The organism is Delftia sp. DLF01 (genome assembly GCF_014852125.1).
GTDB lineage: Bacteria > Pseudomonadota > Gammaproteobacteria > Burkholderiales > Burkholderiaceae_C > Comamonas > Comamonas acidovorans.
In genome coordinates this window covers 364,792-380,243 of sequence record NZ_JACVAZ010000001.1, presented here as the reverse complement: position 1 = coordinate 380,243, position 15,452 = coordinate 364,792, and the positions used below count along the sequence as shown (strand labels likewise).

General features: G+C 61.0%; 13 protein-coding genes. 6 read left to right on the top strand and 7 right to left on the bottom strand.

From position 1 onward, the window contains the following. Positions 1-114: 114 nt before the first annotated feature. Genes IB269_RS01720 through IB269_RS01695 form a run of 6 tightly spaced genes read left to right on the top strand, consistent with a single transcriptional unit; the run spans position 115 to position 5,768 of the window. Entirely contained in the window at positions 115-678 is a 564-nt protein-coding gene (locus IB269_RS01720; protein WP_192366290.1) for a GspH/FimT family pseudopilin, read from the top strand. Further along, the gene (gene pilV / locus IB269_RS01715) at positions 669-1,289 is read left to right on the top strand and encodes a type IV pilus modification protein PilV (protein ID WP_097201574.1); all 621 of its coding nucleotides are present in this window, start codon (positions 669-671) and stop codon (positions 1,287-1,289) included. The genes IB269_RS01720 and pilV (IB269_RS01715) overlap by 10 nt, the downstream gene beginning before the upstream one ends. After that, on the top strand, positions 1,286-2,161 hold the full coding sequence (locus IB269_RS01710) for a PilW family protein (RefSeq protein ID WP_192366289.1): 876 nt from the start codon (positions 1,286-1,288) through the stop codon (positions 2,159-2,161). The genes pilV (IB269_RS01715) and IB269_RS01710 overlap by 4 nt, the downstream gene beginning before the upstream one ends. Then, the gene (locus IB269_RS01705; RefSeq protein WP_192366288.1) at positions 2,158-2,922 is read left to right on the top strand and encodes a pilus assembly protein; all 765 of its coding nucleotides are present in this window, start codon (positions 2,158-2,160) and stop codon (positions 2,920-2,922) included. Before IB269_RS01710 ends, IB269_RS01705 begins: the two co-directional genes overlap by 4 nt. Before the next feature lie 15 nt (positions 2,923-2,937). Further along, entirely contained in the window at positions 2,938-5,334 is a 2,397-nt protein-coding gene (locus tag IB269_RS01700; RefSeq protein ID WP_192366287.1) for a pilus assembly protein, read from the top strand. 8 nt (positions 5,335-5,342) lie between these two features. Beyond that, on the top strand, positions 5,343-5,768 hold the full coding sequence (locus IB269_RS01695) for a type IV pilin protein (protein WP_192366901.1): 426 nt from the start codon (positions 5,343-5,345) through the stop codon (positions 5,766-5,768). 20 nt (positions 5,769-5,788) lie between these two features. On the opposite strand, the gene ribD is transcribed toward IB269_RS01695, so the two are convergent. From ribD to IB269_RS01660, 7 genes are read right to left on the bottom strand one after another with little or no spacing between them, the layout of a single operon-like run. Continuing rightward, complete coding sequence (gene ribD, locus IB269_RS01690; RefSeq protein WP_192366286.1) at positions 5,789-6,925, bottom strand: bifunctional diaminohydroxyphosphoribosylaminopyrimidine deaminase/5-amino-6-(5-phosphoribosylamino)uracil reductase RibD; 1,137 nt, start codon at positions 6,923-6,925, stop codon at positions 5,789-5,791. Positions 6,926-6,962: 37 nt separating this feature from the next. Continuing rightward, positions 6,963-7,454, bottom strand: a complete 492-nt coding sequence (locus tag IB269_RS01685; protein WP_192366285.1) for a type IV pilin protein — start codon at positions 7,452-7,454, stop codon at positions 6,963-6,965. Then, positions 7,451-12,343 carry a pilus assembly protein gene (locus IB269_RS01680; protein ID WP_225613939.1) on the bottom strand — a complete coding sequence of 1,631 codons (4,893 nt, stop codon included), beginning with the start codon at positions 12,341-12,343 and terminating at the stop codon, positions 7,451-7,453. The genes IB269_RS01685 and IB269_RS01680 overlap by 4 nt, the downstream gene beginning before the upstream one ends. 12 nt (positions 12,344-12,355) lie before the next feature. After that, positions 12,356-13,066 (bottom strand): PilX N-terminal domain-containing pilus assembly protein, encoded by a 711-nt coding sequence (locus IB269_RS01675; protein WP_192366284.1) that lies wholly within the window; start codon positions 13,064-13,066, stop codon positions 12,356-12,358. 11 nt (positions 13,067-13,077) lie between these two features. Further along, a complete protein-coding gene (locus IB269_RS01670) occupies positions 13,078-14,148 on the bottom strand; it encodes a PilW family protein (RefSeq protein WP_043819245.1) in 1,071 nt (356 codons plus the stop codon). A gap of 3 nt (positions 14,149-14,151) precedes the next feature. Beyond that, complete coding sequence (gene pilV / locus IB269_RS01665) at positions 14,152-14,754, bottom strand: type IV pilus modification protein PilV (protein WP_225613938.1); 603 nt, start codon at positions 14,752-14,754, stop codon at positions 14,152-14,154. Between the two features lie 27 nt (positions 14,755-14,781). Beyond that, positions 14,782-15,375, bottom strand: coding sequence for a GspH/FimT family pseudopilin (locus IB269_RS01660; protein WP_052155255.1), 594 nt, complete (start codon positions 15,373-15,375; stop codon positions 14,782-14,784). Between the last annotated feature and the right edge of the window lie 77 nt (positions 15,376-15,452).

The following is a 15,452-nucleotide window of genomic DNA, read 5'->3' as shown; positions in this document are numbered from 1 at the left end:
TGAGGACAGAAACAGATTTGTCTGAAAGACATGTACGAAGAACCCCAATAGATTGAGCAGCGCGCAAAAACAACCAGCGCTTCGCAAGCAGATCGACGGGGAGGGATTCAAGACATGTCATCGACCTGGCCTCAGGCCCACCCGGTCGCAAAAGGCTTCACGGCCATCGAACTGATGGTGGTCGTCGCCATCCTCGCCGCGCTCACCACGCTGGCAGCACCCAGCTTCCACCTCATCATCGAGCGATGGCGCGTTCGCCAGACCGTGGAGGGCCTGCAGTCGACGCTGCAATACGCGCGCTCCGAAGCCGTCCGGCGCGGGGGCGGCGTCTTCATCCAGAAACTACCCCAAGGCACCAACGGCTGCACTCTGGCTGCACGTCACGCGGACTGGGGCTGTGGCTGGGTAGTGTTCGTTGACCGCAATGGCAACAAGCGCTGGGATCCCCGGGAAGAACTACAGCGCTTCGACACTCCCGCTCGCACCCTTGTCATCCGCTCCAGATCCGCCGCCATCATCAGTGTGGACCGATGGGGACAAATGGGTGGATTCACGGCCATGGGCTTCGCTGTCGCCCCGTCTTCCGCCGGCCTCGTCTCTGCTGCAGCGAAAGGCATCTGCGTTTCGTCCGGCGGACGCATCCGGGTGGTCGGCCGGGAGGGCATTCCATGCGCCTGACAAGTACCCACGCTCGGCACGCCAAAGGCTTCACCCTGATCGAAACCCTGGTTGCCACCGTCGTCACGGCCTTGGGTGTTCTGGGAATCCTGAGCCTGCAGATGCGCACCCTGGCCGACACCCAAAGCGGCGTGCGCCGCGCTCAGGCCATCCGGCTGATCGAAGACTTCAGCGAGCGCACCCACGCCAACCCCAATTCTCTCGGACAGATGGGCAACTACGAATCCGATTGGGATCACACCCCTGAATCCACCGCCGACTGCAGCGCCACACCATGCGACCCGGAAACGCTGGCCAGCTACAACCTCGCGCTGTGGAAGGCTTCCGTGCACCAACTGCTGCCAGGCGGAGCCGCCAAGGTCTTCCCTGCAGCAGACGACACCAGCAACGGACGCCACCTGGGCATCGTGATCAGCTGGCGTGAAAACGAGAAATCCAGCAAAGCCGGCTACAAAAAACCCATCGGACTCCATAGCGATGGCACACACGGCGACGAAGCCATGGCCTGCCCCACCGGCAGAACCTGCCACCTGCAATACATAGCGCTCAGCGCTCGTTGCGCGCCATATCTTGCCAACAACGCAGTCCAGTTCTTCTGCGCAAGCCCATGAAGCACACCCACATCGCCGCCGCAACGCTGGTGCAGCCTGGTCAACGGGGCCTGAGCCTGGTCGAACTGCTGGTGGGCCTTCTCCTGGGACTGTTGATCATCGCGGTGGCCCTGGGCGCACTCATGGCATCACGCGCCGTCTCCGGTACCGTCAGCGATGCCAGCCAGCTGCAGCAGCAGGCATCCCACATCTTCCGCGTCATGGGCCGGCAGATCCGGCAGGCGGGGTCTCTTCGGCTGCTTCTCTCGTCTGCAAAACAGGGAACAGACACCGTTGACGTGGCGGACCCCGTTGCATTCGAGGCGAGCGCACAAGATTTCAACCCTGCGCACGACACCATCCTGGGCCTTGATGCGCCAGGCCGCGCTCAATACAAGCTCACCGTGGGCTACAGCAACTACACGCAACCGCTGCACGGCTCGGCCATAGAAACTTCACTGCAGCGCAATTGCCTGGGCCAGGCCAACAGCCACAACCTGATCCTGAGCCGCTTTGCGCTGGACGCCCGCAAAAACACCCTGCGCTGCACCGGAGCACCCTCTGCGGGAGCCCAGCCACTGGCCCAGAACGTTGCCAACTTCCAGGTGCGCTATCTGATCCAGTCGCCGAAAGGTGATGCACGCCTGCAGTACGTCAACGCAGCCGCCGTGGGCCAGGACTGGTCACGCGTCGTTGCCGCGGAGGTCTGTCTGGTGCTTTTCGGGATCGAAGTCATCAACATGCCCGCCGACAGCCGCTACACCGATTGCGCAAGCAGTGACGGCACAGCCGAATCCATCGACATGACCACGCTGCCGGCGCCCAGGACCCGGCGCCTGCACATGGTCTTTCGCAGCGTGTATCAGTTGCGCAGCCAGGGGATGACTGGATGACCGCCAAAGCAGCAGGCATGCGGCATGCCCACACCTGTGCCGCGCGGCGCCAGAAAGGCGTCGCACTGTTCATCGTGATCGCCCTGGTCATGCTTTCCATGCTGCTGGCACTTTGGGCATCGCGCAGCGCCCTGTTCAACGAAATGTTCGTGGGCAACGATGCCGACTACCAACGCGCCCTCGAAGCTGCTCAGGCCTTGCTGCAGGATGCCGAACTGGACATTCGAGGCGAACAGGCCAACGGCGCCGCCTGCATCGCCAACAGCAGCCAGCCATCCGTCTGCCGCAACGCTGCAACCATCACCCAGTTTCCCCAGGAAAGCCAGCAGGTAGGTCTGCTGCTGGCCAACCTGAACCAAGCCACCCCCACAAGCTGCAGAGACGCCCTGTGCACCAAGCGCACAGGGCCTCAGGACTTCTGGAACAACGTGGACGAGACCAAAGGGATCACGCTGAGCCAGATGACCGCCACCGACGTAGCCGCACGCTACGGCCAGTTCACGGGCGCCATTTCTGAAGGCAAGAGCAATCCCATCCTGGCAAGCCGTGAGACAGGAAAGGGGGGTTGGTACTGGATAGAGATCCTGCCCTATGACGCCAGCGCAGGGAACTCAGGTCTCATCGCCAACGACTCTCCACGTCTGGCCCTCTACATGCAGCCCCAGGTGATCTATCGCATCACAGCCATCGCTCACGGCCGCAAGAGCGGCACCCAGGTGGTGCTGCAACAGACCTATGTCCGCCAGAAACGCCGGGACTGATTCAGAACGTCTGACATGCCTTATTTCTTCCACCCTGGGTTCCGCCCCCTCCTGCTGCCAGCCGTGATCGCCGCACTCCTGGCCGCGCAAAACAGCCAGGCCGAACGCTTCTCTGAGGCAGGTACGCCAGTTTCCCTGGCACAAAGAAAAGATAACGAATTTGCCACGCCCATTGAAGACTGTCCGACAGGCCGGACAGCCGATGCCAAGGGCCGCAGCAGCTCCGCCACCTCCAACGGCAGCGTGATTGCACAAGCAGGCGTGGACATATTCACGGCACGCTACAGCGCCAAAGCCGCCTGGAGCGGCTGGATCAACGCAGAAACGGTCCAAGCCGACGGGAGCATCACCGCAGCAGCCGGCTGGCAAGGCAAAAGCACGGCTGACCACCTGGATGCACTCAGTGATCAACAGGTACTCAATGAACGCCTGATCCTGACCTGGAGTGACAGACTGCAAAGGGGCGTGCCTTTCCAATGGCATAAGTTGGACCGCCCCCAGAAGGCGTCTTTCGGCGTCGATGCCGAAGGCAGGGCAGACAAACTGGGCAAGCACAGGTTCAACTTCATACGTGGCGACCGCCGCATGGAAGCTGCGGGACAACCGCCGCGCCCTGACCCAGCCCACCCTTTTCGCCAACGCGGCTCGCGCCAGGGCGATATCGTCAACTCCCAGATCTGGCACACCGGCCACCCCGTGGACAACTCGCCTTTGCCGGGCTATGCGGCCTATGCGCTCGCCCAGCAGAAGCGCCAGCCCATGATTTACGCGGGCGGCAACGACGGCATGCTGCACGGCTTTTCTGCCACTGACGGCAGCGAGAAGATCGCCTACATCCCCCGTGGCGTGATTTCGGGGCTGGCCCGCCTTTCCGACCTCGATTACGACACCCGGCATCGCTACTTCGTGGATGGCTCTGCCATGAGCGGCGACATCAACTCAGGCAGCCATGCATCCCCACAGTGGCGCACCGTGCTGGCAGGCATGCCGGGCGCCGGTGCCAAAGGCTACTTTGTGCTGGACATCACGCACCCAGAGGCTTTCAACGAGCACGGCGCCGGCACGCTGGTCCTGCTGGACCGCACCCAGACCCGCAACAGCGATCCCGGTGACTGCGCCATCTCCGCCGACCTCTGGCAGCGCACCACTTGCCAGGAAGACAAGGACCTGGGCCATATCCTTGCAGCCCCCGTGCGGGACGATGCCAACCCGCAACGCAGCATCCAGATCACGCAGTTGAACAACAACCGCTGGGCTCTGGTGACAGGCAACGGTTACCACAGCATCAACCAGCGACCCGTGCTGCTGATCCAGTACCTCGATGGCAACCAGGAGCTGCTGCGCATCGTGGCCACAGGAGACATCCCCACCGGCACCATACCGGATACCACCAACAATGGGCTCTCCGCCCCACGCCTCGTGGACATCAATGGCGATGGCCGGCCCGATGTGGTCTATGCGGGCGACCTCCAGGGCAATCTGTGGAAATTCATCATCGCCAGCGATGCCTCCTCCGCTTGGGGCATGGCCTTCAACGGCCGGCCGCTGTACACCGCCATGGGTGGCAGTTCGCCAACGGCCTCTCGCGCACTGCGCCAGCCCATTACCGCCCCTGCGTCCGTACGCGCCAATGACCGGTACAGCGTCACCACAGAACCCTCGGGAAGCAATGAACGCGTGACTGTGGGCGGCATGCTGGTGGCATTCGGCACAGGACGCAACATCAACCAGCAGGACACCGGCAATACGGCGGTGCAGAGCATCTATTCCATCCTCGACAACACCCGCTACAAGCTGCTCGCGGACGGCCGTGTACAGCCTTGCACGGGTGACTCGGACTCTGAGTGCAAGCTGCCTGCAGGGCAGCGTCCAGCCCCCTTATCCGGCATCGGTGAGCTGGCCAAACGCTCGGTGCCCCCCCAGACGCAAGGGATCGTAGGCCGTGGCACTTGGCGAGTGGACTCCACCACCGACCTCGACTGGACGCGGCACAAAGGCTGGTACGTGGACCTTCCCCTGTCAGGCGAGCGCCTGCTCAAGCCGATGAGCTTCTACGATGGCAGCAACCTCCTCGCGATCTACAGCCAGATACCCGCCAGATCCTCCAAACGTCCTGGTGAAGCCATAAGCCACCCCGCTGATGCCTGCAATGTGAGCGAGGAAAGCCAATTTCTGACGCTCATGAACATCATGGATGGCAAGCGGCCCAGTGTTCCATTGATAGACAGCAACGGCGACGGCGTCTACGACACGGCAGATCAGGAGGCCTCGCGCGCAACGGTCTCCGGGGGATCCCAGACATTGCTCAACAAAGGCCATCACGCCATTGGCTACGACACCGATGGCCGCCGCAACGTCCTCGCCCGCATGCCCGAGCAATCCCTGCGCCCCAGCTGGCGCCAAATGAAATGAGCCGCACAATGCGCCACCCTCCTCCCCCGGGCTTCACACTCATAGAACTCATGATCGTCGTAGCCGTCATAGTCATCCTCGGCACCGTCGCCGTGCCCAGCTACAACGAATACATCCGCGGAGTCCACCGCGCCGATGCCCGCGCCGGCCTGCTGCAGGCCCAGCAATGGCTGGAGCGCGCAGCCACGGCCAACGGGGTCTACCCCACCAAGCTCCCCGTCGATCTGACCTGGACCCGCGACTCCAGCAAGCGCTACACCATCGACTTTTTGGCAACCAGCGGCCACGACGACGACACTTACACCCTGATCGCCACGCGCCGTGGCTCCCAGCTCAACGACCGATGCGGCGATTTCACACTGACCCATACGGGCGAGCGCGATGCACGGAACCTGGGCGCGAATACCAAAGCGATAGAGTGCTGGGGACGGTAGCTGCGACCGCGTGAGATGCCTCAGGTGGAGCCGTCCACACCAAGCCGATCCGCTCCTACCTTCCGAAGAATCACCCGCAAGTCGTCGCCCACGCTTGCGACCGACTGGAATGACATGGCCTGCGCATCGGCGAGCCTGCTCAAAGAGGGCGTATCGGCCCAACCAGCCCCGCCCCACAGAAGCTTGGGGGCCAGATAGGCCAACCACTCATCCACCAGCCCGGCCTCGACAAGCGCTGCGTTGAGTCGATGACCCGCCTCGACGTGCAGTTCATTCACTTCCAGCCTCGCCAGATCGTGGATCATGGCCCGAACATCCACACGCCCCTGCCCATCAGGCATAGACAACAACTGCGCTCCACGCTCCACCAGCGCAAGCGCACGGTCTGACGTCAGATCACTGACTGCTGTGTAGATGACCACCTTGCGTTGCGCCGCAAACAAGACTGCATCCGGAGGTGTCTGAAGCTGGCTATCCGCCACGATGAGGGTAGGCTGCCGAAACGTTTCGACCTCCCTGACATCCAGGCGAGGATTATCGGCAAGCACCGTGCCTATGCCCGTGAGAATCGCACAGGAGCGAGCGCGCCAAGCATGGCCATCATGTCGGGCTTCGGCAGAGGTGATCCACTGACTCTGCCCATTGCTCAATGCAGTGATGCCATCCAGAGAAGCTGCCACTTTGGCGCGCACCCAAGGCCTACCCCGAAGCATGCGGCTGAAAAATCCCAGATTCAGTTCCCACGCCTGGTCTGCGCCATCACTAATCTCAACCTCGACACCTGCGGCGCGCAGCCTCTCAAAGCCCTGTCCGCCCACGCGGGGATTGGGATCCGTCAACGACGCCACCACTTTGCCAATGCCCGCCTCGACCAGCGCATCGCAGCAAGGTCCCGTGCGGCCATGGTGGGCGCAGGGTTCCAGGGTCACATAGGCAGTGGCGCCTCGCACGGAGTGCCCCCGGGACTGGGCATCGCGCAAGGCCATGATTTCGGCATGCGGACCACCTGCTCGCTGGGTGGCACCTTGACCCAGCAACTGCCCCCGGGAGTCGACGATGACGCAGCCAACCCGGGGGTTGGGTGAGGTTATGAACAGGGCTTGCGTGGCAAGCCCGATGGCTTGTGCCATCCATTGCGAGGACAATTTGGAGACCATTTCAGGTAGTCAGCGGCAGCCCCCGCCCATCCGCCGACTATCGCCAGCAGTAGTCCATGGCCGCCTGCTTGTTGGCGAAATACTTGTCACTGTACTCCTTCAAGTCCTTGCGGCCGTATTGGTCCAGGTAGAAATCGCCGCAGCGATCCGAGGCCATGCCTGCAGAGGCTTTTCGCACGGCCTTGATGGAGTAGGCATCCCGCACATCCTCAGTCACCACAACCGAAATGTCATAGACCGCCGTGCCCTGCCCCTTGGGGGGAGATACCGAGAAATATGCAGGAAACAGCGCAGAATTGGTCACGGCAGTTCCAGCGCTGTTCTTGTCATAGCGGAAATTTTCCGAATAGAACCGTTCCATCCATTGCTGCGCGGACGCGAGAACGGTCCTGGCTTCAGACCGTCGGCTTTTGGCCACGTATTCCTTGTAGGACGGGTAGGCCACCGAGGCCAGTATGGCGACGATGGCCACCGTGATCATCAATTCGATCAAGGTGAAGCCAGCCATCAATCGAGGAGCTTTTTTCATTGGTTGGTCCTCAAGCCCGGCACATCGCGCCACTGCATGCGGGGTGACGAGCTGAAGCACATGATAGCGTCCGCGTTGCGGCCCACCACGCGCTTGGCGCCCATGCCCGGGCCGCAGGTGGGAGAGGCCTTCTCGCAAGTACTGCCCGTGCACGTGCATCCGGGCTCGCCCGCCTTGCAGGTTTTGGTGAAAGGCTTCTTCGAGCGGTCATTGACCACACGCACGCGCTGGTCACCGCCAATGTCCTTGCCCGCGATGATGACCGTCTTGGAACTCACCACCATCGTGCCTTGCACATTGCGCTCGGCACGTCCAGAAATGGGGTCGATGGTGTAGAGGGTCGTATTGGGTGTGTCCGAGCATTGGTTGGAATCCGATTTCGGCCTGACTCCCACCAGGGAAAGCACGCCCGCATCCAGCGACGGATCAGCGATCACGGCCTCTGCCGAGCCAGGCAGAGCGATGAACCAGCCATCATGCTGTGACCAATCCAGCGCCGTTCCATCGGAAGACACATAGACATTGCCTGCACTGTCCCGCGTGTAGGCACGGGACACCAGCGTGCTGCCCGACCAGGCCGGCAACGCCCTTGTCGTGGGCATACCAGGGCGATCCCAGATGCCATAGACGCGTTGCGTGGTGCCAGTCGCGGGAAAGTCCCCGGTTTCAAATGCATTGCCAGTACCGAAGGTGACCAGCATGCCGCCACGCCCCATGAACAAGGTCTGCGGCGCCGTTGTGATGGGCAGTTGCGTCGTGACAGCCGAGGGCCCGGTACCCGTGGTGTACTGGGCTCGGAACAAGGGAAGATTGGCGGACGACGTGGATTTGTAGGCTACACCCCAGTTGTCTGCCGTCGTGCTGGACACATCGAACTTCCACAGATTGCCCTTGAGATCCCCTGCGTAGATCACATCGGCCGTACCGTCGCCGTTGTAGTCCTCCCAGCGTGGCATGGCCATGCCATTGCCGGTGCCGGCATCGGCGACGATCTTGGTATAGCGCCCGCTCCAACTGCCGCTCGAAGGGCCATCCATGTAGAGGATATAGAGCACCGCCTTGCCACCGGGAGACCTGTTGCCATTGCCCAGCAGCAGCGCATACTGGCCGTTGTTCATCTTTGCCACGGGTGTGGCCTGATTGCTGGTGGTATGGATACCCACATCGCCGGTGATATAGCCGAGATCCGCATCATCGTCCGACGTGAATTGCCATTTGAAGATGCTGGATGCATTGGACTCCGAGAAGCTCGAAGGGTCAGTCGCATCGAGAGCAAACACGGCGCGTCCACCGCGACCCAGCGATGCGAAGACATAAGACCGCCACACCGACTTGGAGCCCGATGTCACCAATACGTCAGCCGTAAAAGGATTGCCGTCCACATAGGGCCAGATCGTGCCCTGCGGCAAGGTCTCGGTGGAATCCAGTGTGAAATTGGCGTTGTTGAGCTTGGTGCGACTGGAAGTGTCGCGCTGCAGCGGCAGCTCGGGCAGGCGATTGGCCAGCACCCCCGGCACATAGGCCAGCAGCTCATTGCCATTTTCCGCATCGAAGGCGTGCAGCATGCCGTCATTGGCAGCCACCCACAGCAGCTTCTTGCGGCTGCGGTTGTCACCATAGAACTTGGTGTAGTCGGAATTGCCCTGAATCAGCGCCTGGGGGCGATCCTGTATCCAGGGTGTACCGTTCACGATGGAGCCCAACAGACTATTGCCACGCTGGCGCAGAGCGGAGGCGCCCTCCAGAGATTGGTCGCCGCGCACATAGTTCAAGGCCAGCTTGGCGTTATCCACGCTGAGCTTGTTGGCTGAAGCCGTGGTCATCTGCTCCTTATAGGCGTCGGTCAGGGAGTCCCAGCGCAAGGCGATACCCGCATTGCTGCCATTGCCGCTGTTGGTGATGATGGCGCGTGTGCCACCCGCCGCGGCGGTCTTGAGCAGCAGCCCGGCTTCCCACGAGTAATTGGCCCCGACATTGCCGTCCGCATCGATCTTGTAGGCCTCCAGCGCGCCCGAATAGGTCGCATTGTCGAACTTGGCCACGTACTTGTAGCTGCCTGACACGAACTGAGAGGACGAAATGGCGGGAGCCGCATTCGAGTCCTTCGCCACGGCATCCAGCACCCGACGCAACTGGGCCTCGAGAATTTCAGGACGGCGTGCGAGGAAGTAGCCGTCCGGAACACCATCCGAGCCCGAGTTTCCATCGCTGCTCAGGCTGTCCCAGCTAGCCTGGTTGGGCGGCATGGTCAGTGTGCTGTAGGTGCCGTTGGACAGCTTCTCGCTGGACCGGAAGTAGCCGTATTTCGCGGCATACCACAGCGGGTCCCTGATCAGGGCATCCGTCTCGCCGACCATGTTGAAGGTCATGGGCACCAGATAGTCCTCGTTCTTGACCGTGCAATAGTCGGAGAATTTGCTGCTGGAGCCATCAGAAAAGCTGACCGTGCCATTGCCGGTGACATTGCAGACTGTGCCGTCGTAGGTCTTCCCGCTTACCAGCCGTTTGTTGCGATAGCTGTCATCACCGCACAGGTATTGGGATGTCTCGGGCATGCCGCTGAGCTTGCCGCTGCTGTAGTGCTGATGGGTCAGGTACCGCCCGTTGGCTGACTTGCCGCCAGTTTGCACGCCAATGACGCTAAAGCCATGCGTTCCCGGGCTGCCTCCGCAGACCGCCGGGATGTCGGTGGTGATGGTGATATCCCAGCCGGAAGGCGATTTGGCATTCTCGGTCAAGTCGTAACGCAGGAAGCCGGTGATGTCCATGTCATAGTCACCGCCCATCAAAATGTCATTCCAGGTGACGATGAATGATCCATAGCGCTCGCCGGAACTGATGGAGGCAAAGGTCAGCGGCGCGCTGACATTTCCATTGTTCTGCACGCTCTCGGGTGTGATGTAGACATATTTCTTGGGGTTGCTTCCAGGGATCAGCACATCAATGCGTGGAGACCCCCCGGTCAGCGAGGCCGCCATGGTCCGGACCTTGAGGGCGTTCTCCACCGTACCCAGGTCCGAAGGCGGGTTGGAGACATTGCGGATCTTGGCGGTATTGCCATAGAGCGCGGCGCCTGCCACCTGGTAGGTTCCGCCCATGGCCGGCGCTTCAGGGCAGATGCCATTGACGTCCGAAAGCGTGCCCACCGTTTTCGCGGAACAGGCATTCTTGTCGTCAGCCGCCGTCAATCCCTTGCCGCTTACCGAGCCCACGGAGCGTGATGTTCCTGTCAGCCCTTCGGCATCCCCGATCTTGTTGACGTAGGAATCCAGGTTTCCGCTGGTATTGGACAAGGTAGCGAAGGACGTTGCAGCCTGGCCGTCAAAGCTCAGCGAATTGGCCGAGAACGCCAGGATATTGAGCGGCCTGCAAATGGCATTGCCATACTTTGCACGGGCGTCCGTCGTGGCCAGCGGGTCGGCCCAGGCCGCCACGGGCATGCCCGCCGTCGTGTCGTTCTTGCTGGATGAGGGATTGTTGGGCGTTGGACTGCTGCCGTTGTAGGCGTAGTACTGCAGGGCCTGCACCACCATCTCGCCTATGGGGTTGCCCCATGCCGGCAAATCTCCATCGGGAGAATTGCTAGGTGTCTTGCCGTTGCCATACGAGGTGCCATTGCGCCCGAACAGAATGATCGAGTCGAAGGTCTTGATGGCGCCCTTGCCCGTGTCTCGGAGATCGTCCAGTTTCTTGGCACATCCCGAGGAGTCGCTGTGACAAAACACCCCGTTGCTGCGGTTGATTTCATCGTCCAGGTCGCGGATGTTCTTGCGCAATGCGCCAGCCGTATGGTTGTTGTCGTAGCTGCCTGTGATCAGGCCGAATTCCACGCGCGCCGCGGCGTTGCTGGTGCTCGGATAGCCGAATTCCTGCAGCAGGCCATAGGGCTTGTAGTTGGACGTGGAGTCCGACGGATAGGCCTGGCAGCGTTCATCTCCCAGCAGGCTGGGAACGCAGGCCTTCACCTTGACGACCAGGTCAGGGCCTATGCCCGAATAGGTGGCTCCATCCGCTGTCCTGGATGGAATTTTCTCTTCATGCGGGACCCCGCCGTTGCCTTTGTTCACATCGGAATAGAAGCGCGCCAGCTTGGGGCCGAAGGTGCCAAGGTTGTAGTTGTCCGGATCATCTCTCCAGCGACAGAGCTTGACTTCCACGGTGGACCAGAACCGCACATTGCCCCTGACCATCCGGATGTTGGGCACCGACGCGGCAGGGTCTTCGCTGCTGCCGGTGACGCACATGCTCAGGCCCGCATAGTAGGTAACACCATCTTTGGTCCTGTTCAGATCGTTCCGGTTGAAAGGCGTGAACTCCCGGATATCGGTGCCACGGTAGTACTTGACGAAGGAGTGCGCATCCTGCACCAGCCTGGAGCCCATCAGCACCGTGGATTCGTTCTTGTCCTCGCTGCGAAAGCCTCCATAGAGCATCTTGCGCACGGTATCCAGGCGCGTCATCGTTGCCCAGTTGAGGAAATTGCCGCTCCAGTAAGACTGCGTGGCAGGACAGCTGAACTTGTTGGATTTGACGGTCCCGGTGGTGATCTCTGTTTTCGTCGCCAGCACCTTGGGGACGAAGATGCCGCTTTCATAGGCATAGCACTTCGTGGCATCGAAATAGCCGTAGTACTTGAAGTCGGGCTTGAACGTGGTGTCGATCACGCCGTCGCCATCGAGGTCCTCGAAGTCCGTGTAGACCGGCCCGAACAGGGTGTGGTCCTTCGAGGCCGTCAACATGATCATCGGCTTGTTGGCCGATGTGACGATGTTTGGCGGAACGCCCTGGCGTGGCCTGGAGACCTCCAGCGGCGTCGCGCCCACGGCAGCGCAGGCGAGCGCGGCGACCAGACCGCCCACAAAGACCAGCAATGATTTTCTTGTATTCATTTTTCCCTCACCTCAAGGAAAGTAGATGGTCTGAAGCACCACCTGCGTGCGTTGCGAGTAGCCAAAGCCACGGGCCGTCACCCTGTACATATACGACCACTGGTTCGCGTTCTCTCCCCGCGATGTGACCAGGGTTTCGTCGAGATTCATCCGCACATGTTTTCTGCGGAAGATCTCGATCAGGTATTCGGGCTGCACGGCCACGCCCGTGATGGCAGCCACACCTGTATAGGTTCCCAGCGGCACACCGCCGGAGAAGTCGCAGTTCTTGCTGGTGACAGGCATTCGGCCGGGCTTGGAGTCAAAGTCGTCATTCCACAGCCCCCCCTTGCCTGTAGGCCACCAGGGCTCGGCAACAGTCTTGTTGTCCTTGGCGGCGGTGGACCAGTCTGTGGTCGTATAGCTGGCATCGGCCATATAGCAAAGCCCACCTTTGCACGTGGCCGAAAAGTCGTTGGGGTTGAGCTCCTGCACGCCGCGAGAGCAGGACGCATTGGTGCGCAGCGCGGCCTCGGCATTCAGGATGTCCCGCTCCGCATCGCGCAGCGCGGATTCGGCCGCCTGGCGTGCAGCCTCCTGATCCTGCTGGTTGCGCGCCAATCCTTCGGACAGAGTCGATTGCTTGACCATCCACAGCGTGATACCCGTGATGGCAACCAACAGCAGCATCACGACAACCAGCGCCACGCCACGTTGATGATTGATTTTTTGTTGCGACGACATGATCACGCGATCTAGTAACTTTGCTTCAGGCCATTGCGAGCGCCGAAAACCTGGACAAGCCGGGTATAGGTCTCTCCTGTCGGCTGGCTCTTTTCCACTTCCTGGCAATCCACATACTTCCGCTCACTGCCGGATTTGTCGGCGATACGGGTTCTGCCATTGAGGGTCTTGGTCAGAATGCAGACCCGAATGGAGACAACGCGCTGCCAGCCAGTCATGGTGACACCGTCGATGACGGTACTTGACAGTCCATTGACCTCCTTGGCCGTATAGAAGCGATCCGGGGAAAGCGTCTGATTCGTCGAATAGATGCCATAGGTGAATTGCATGTCCTCGATGCCCGCCAGCAGTGGCTGGTAGGCTGTGCTGTCCGCCGTGCCATGCGGGCTTTTGCCATTGCCGCTGCAAACCAGGCTCTTGGTGCTCACCTCACTTCGCCCCACATACACCGTGCCTGCACTGAGTGCATAGCGGTTGGAGCCGAACAGCGGCAGGCGGGGTGGCTTGCCATCTGCGATGGTCACACCCTTGGCATCCTTGTTGCGCTCGCTGTTGCTGGGATCGGAAGCCACGTCCCGCCCCGTGCAGTCGAAACGCGAACCCGTTGCGCCACCCATCGAATCGCTGGTGAAGTAATTGATCACCAGGGTGTCGGGGTCATTGGCGGTCTCCGTCCCGCAGAGGCTGGTGGCAACGTCAAGCTTTGCACCATCGCAGCCATAGATCCCGGTCTGAAAGGCCGTGGGAGGCCAGCCGCTGGCGGGATCCGCCCAATCGGTAGACACCCGCGAAGTAGCAGGGATGGGCGGATAAGTGTCATACATACCAGTCTGGCTTACATCCACCGGGATGGGCAACGCTGGCGCCGGATAGAAGCCGGCATTCATGATGGCGCGCCCCATCATCTGCATGGCAAATGCCCCCGTCTCGCTGCTGACAGTACTGCGGTCCTGGGCGCGCTGGGAATCCACTGATGCCGTGTACACAAAAACGGCGGCAAGTATGATGACCATGCTGATGGCCAGTGCCACCATCAGCTCCACAAGAGTCATGCCACGCTGTGGCTGGATGTGCGTTTTCATAGCTCAGGGCACGAAAGAAAAACGGGAGCAGCGCACCCCTTCGACCGCCTTGGCCTCTGCCGGACAACAGGTCTGCCGAGCCATGCCGCTCTGGTCAGCATTGCAGGTGGGTGCCTTCTGCAACGTGGCATCCGAGCTGCCGTCGGTGAACTCCTTGTCGAACCACATGAGGGTCACGGTAATTCCATCGCGCTTGTTGCCTGAAAGCATGGCACCGCCCTGCGGCATGCTGTCGCGGACCTTCTGGCGCCAGGTCAGCAGATCGAAAGTGGCCCGCTCGCTGGAAGTGCAGGCCGCCGTGTTGCAGTTCTTGCTCACGGAGAAACTGTCCTTTTGCTGCGCGGTCCAGTCAGAGGCGATCGTATACAGAGAGGCAACTTCGCTGCCGCTCTGCATGAAGCTCGGGCCCGCAGCATCGGCGTTGATGCGAATGCGTTCCGACAGGTCGAATACAAGGCCGGTCCCTGCGGCGCGCGACATGGTGGTGATCCGGTATTTCGTCGTGGCCGCCTGCAGCCCAGCCAAGCCCAGCAGGCCGATGGACATAATGATCAGCGCGACCATCATCTCAATCAGCGTTACGCCTTTATGAGTGCGGCGTGTCATGGCATGAGCGAATTTCATTCTTGGCCCTCAGCAGGACTTGTCGCCTGGGATGCTCCTGGAACGTCCCTGGGCATCAATGCAGATATTGGAGCCATACCTCTGGGTGTAGGAGCTGTCCTTGTCCTTGTAGAAAAGGCCAAACTGGGAAGAGCTGGGCAAGGACGGCGAACCGGAGGAATTGAACATGATGGACCTGACCGGAGTGGTGCCCGCAGCAGACAGGAGCACGTCGCTGCCGTTGGCCACCCGGGCGAAGATCAGATCGCCATCCACCGCAGGCTTGGTGGCGGTGGCATCGCAACTGGTGTTCAAAAAGGCAATCCAGCCGACCTGCCAGTCACTGCCCGTCGTCGTACATACAGGTGCCGCATCAGCCGCCTTGCTGCTCATGCACATGGTGACGCAGGTATTGCGGCTTACGGATTCACTCCTGGCACGCAGGATTGAGCCCGAGAACTCGCCGCCCACGCCGTTCATCTTGCTTTTGACGATGTAGTCGCCAATCGAAGGCGCAGCCAGCATCGCCAGCACTACGGCAATGGCCAGCGTCACCATGAGTTCAATCAAGGTGAAGCCTCGGACCCGCGTTGCGCGCGGAAACAAAAACTTGCAAAAGGACATATTTGATTATTGCTTTGTGATCGCGCAAGGATGGAACCGTTCGGCGGCCACACGACGCCGCCTGTCATTGCGCCAGA

Excerpts from the sequence above, each read along its gene's own strand:
- IB269_RS01680 (WP_225613939.1), bottom strand. The coding sequence starts at position 12,343 with ATGAATACAAGAAAATCATTGCTGGTCTTTGTGGGCGGTCTGGTCGCC.
- IB269_RS01700 (WP_192366287.1), top strand. The coding sequence starts at position 2,938 with ATGCCTTATTTCTTCCACCCTGGGTTCCGCCCCCTCCTGCTGCCAGCC.
- IB269_RS01720 (WP_192366290.1), top strand. The coding sequence starts at position 115 with ATGTCATCGACCTGGCCTCAGGCCCACCCGGTCGCAAAAGGCTTCACG.
- IB269_RS01670 (WP_043819245.1), bottom strand. The coding sequence starts at position 14,148 with ATGAAAACGCACATCCAGCCACAGCGTGGCATGACTCTTGTGGAGCTG.
- IB269_RS01705 (WP_192366288.1), top strand. The coding sequence starts at position 2,158 with ATGACCGCCAAAGCAGCAGGCATGCGGCATGCCCACACCTGTGCCGCG.
- IB269_RS01685 (WP_192366285.1), bottom strand. The coding sequence starts at position 7,454 with ATGAAAAAAGCTCCTCGATTGATGGCTGGCTTCACCTTGATCGAATTG.
- pilV (WP_225613938.1), bottom strand. The coding sequence starts at position 14,754 with ATGACACGCCGCACTCATAAAGGCGTAACGCTGATTGAGATGATGGTC.
- IB269_RS01710 (WP_192366289.1), top strand. The coding sequence starts at position 1,286 with ATGAAGCACACCCACATCGCCGCCGCAACGCTGGTGCAGCCTGGTCAA.
- IB269_RS01660 (WP_052155255.1), bottom strand. The coding sequence starts at position 15,375 with ATGTCCTTTTGCAAGTTTTTGTTTCCGCGCGCAACGCGGGTCCGAGGC.
- ribD (WP_192366286.1), bottom strand. The coding sequence starts at position 6,925 with ATGGTCTCCAAATTGTCCTCGCAATGGATGGCACAAGCCATCGGGCTT.
- pilV (WP_097201574.1), top strand. The coding sequence starts at position 669 with ATGCGCCTGACAAGTACCCACGCTCGGCACGCCAAAGGCTTCACCCTG.
- IB269_RS01695 (WP_192366901.1), top strand. The coding sequence starts at position 5,343 with ATGCGCCACCCTCCTCCCCCGGGCTTCACACTCATAGAACTCATGATC.
- IB269_RS01675 (WP_192366284.1), bottom strand. The coding sequence starts at position 13,066 with ATGTCGTCGCAACAAAAAATCAATCATCAACGTGGCGTGGCGCTGGTT.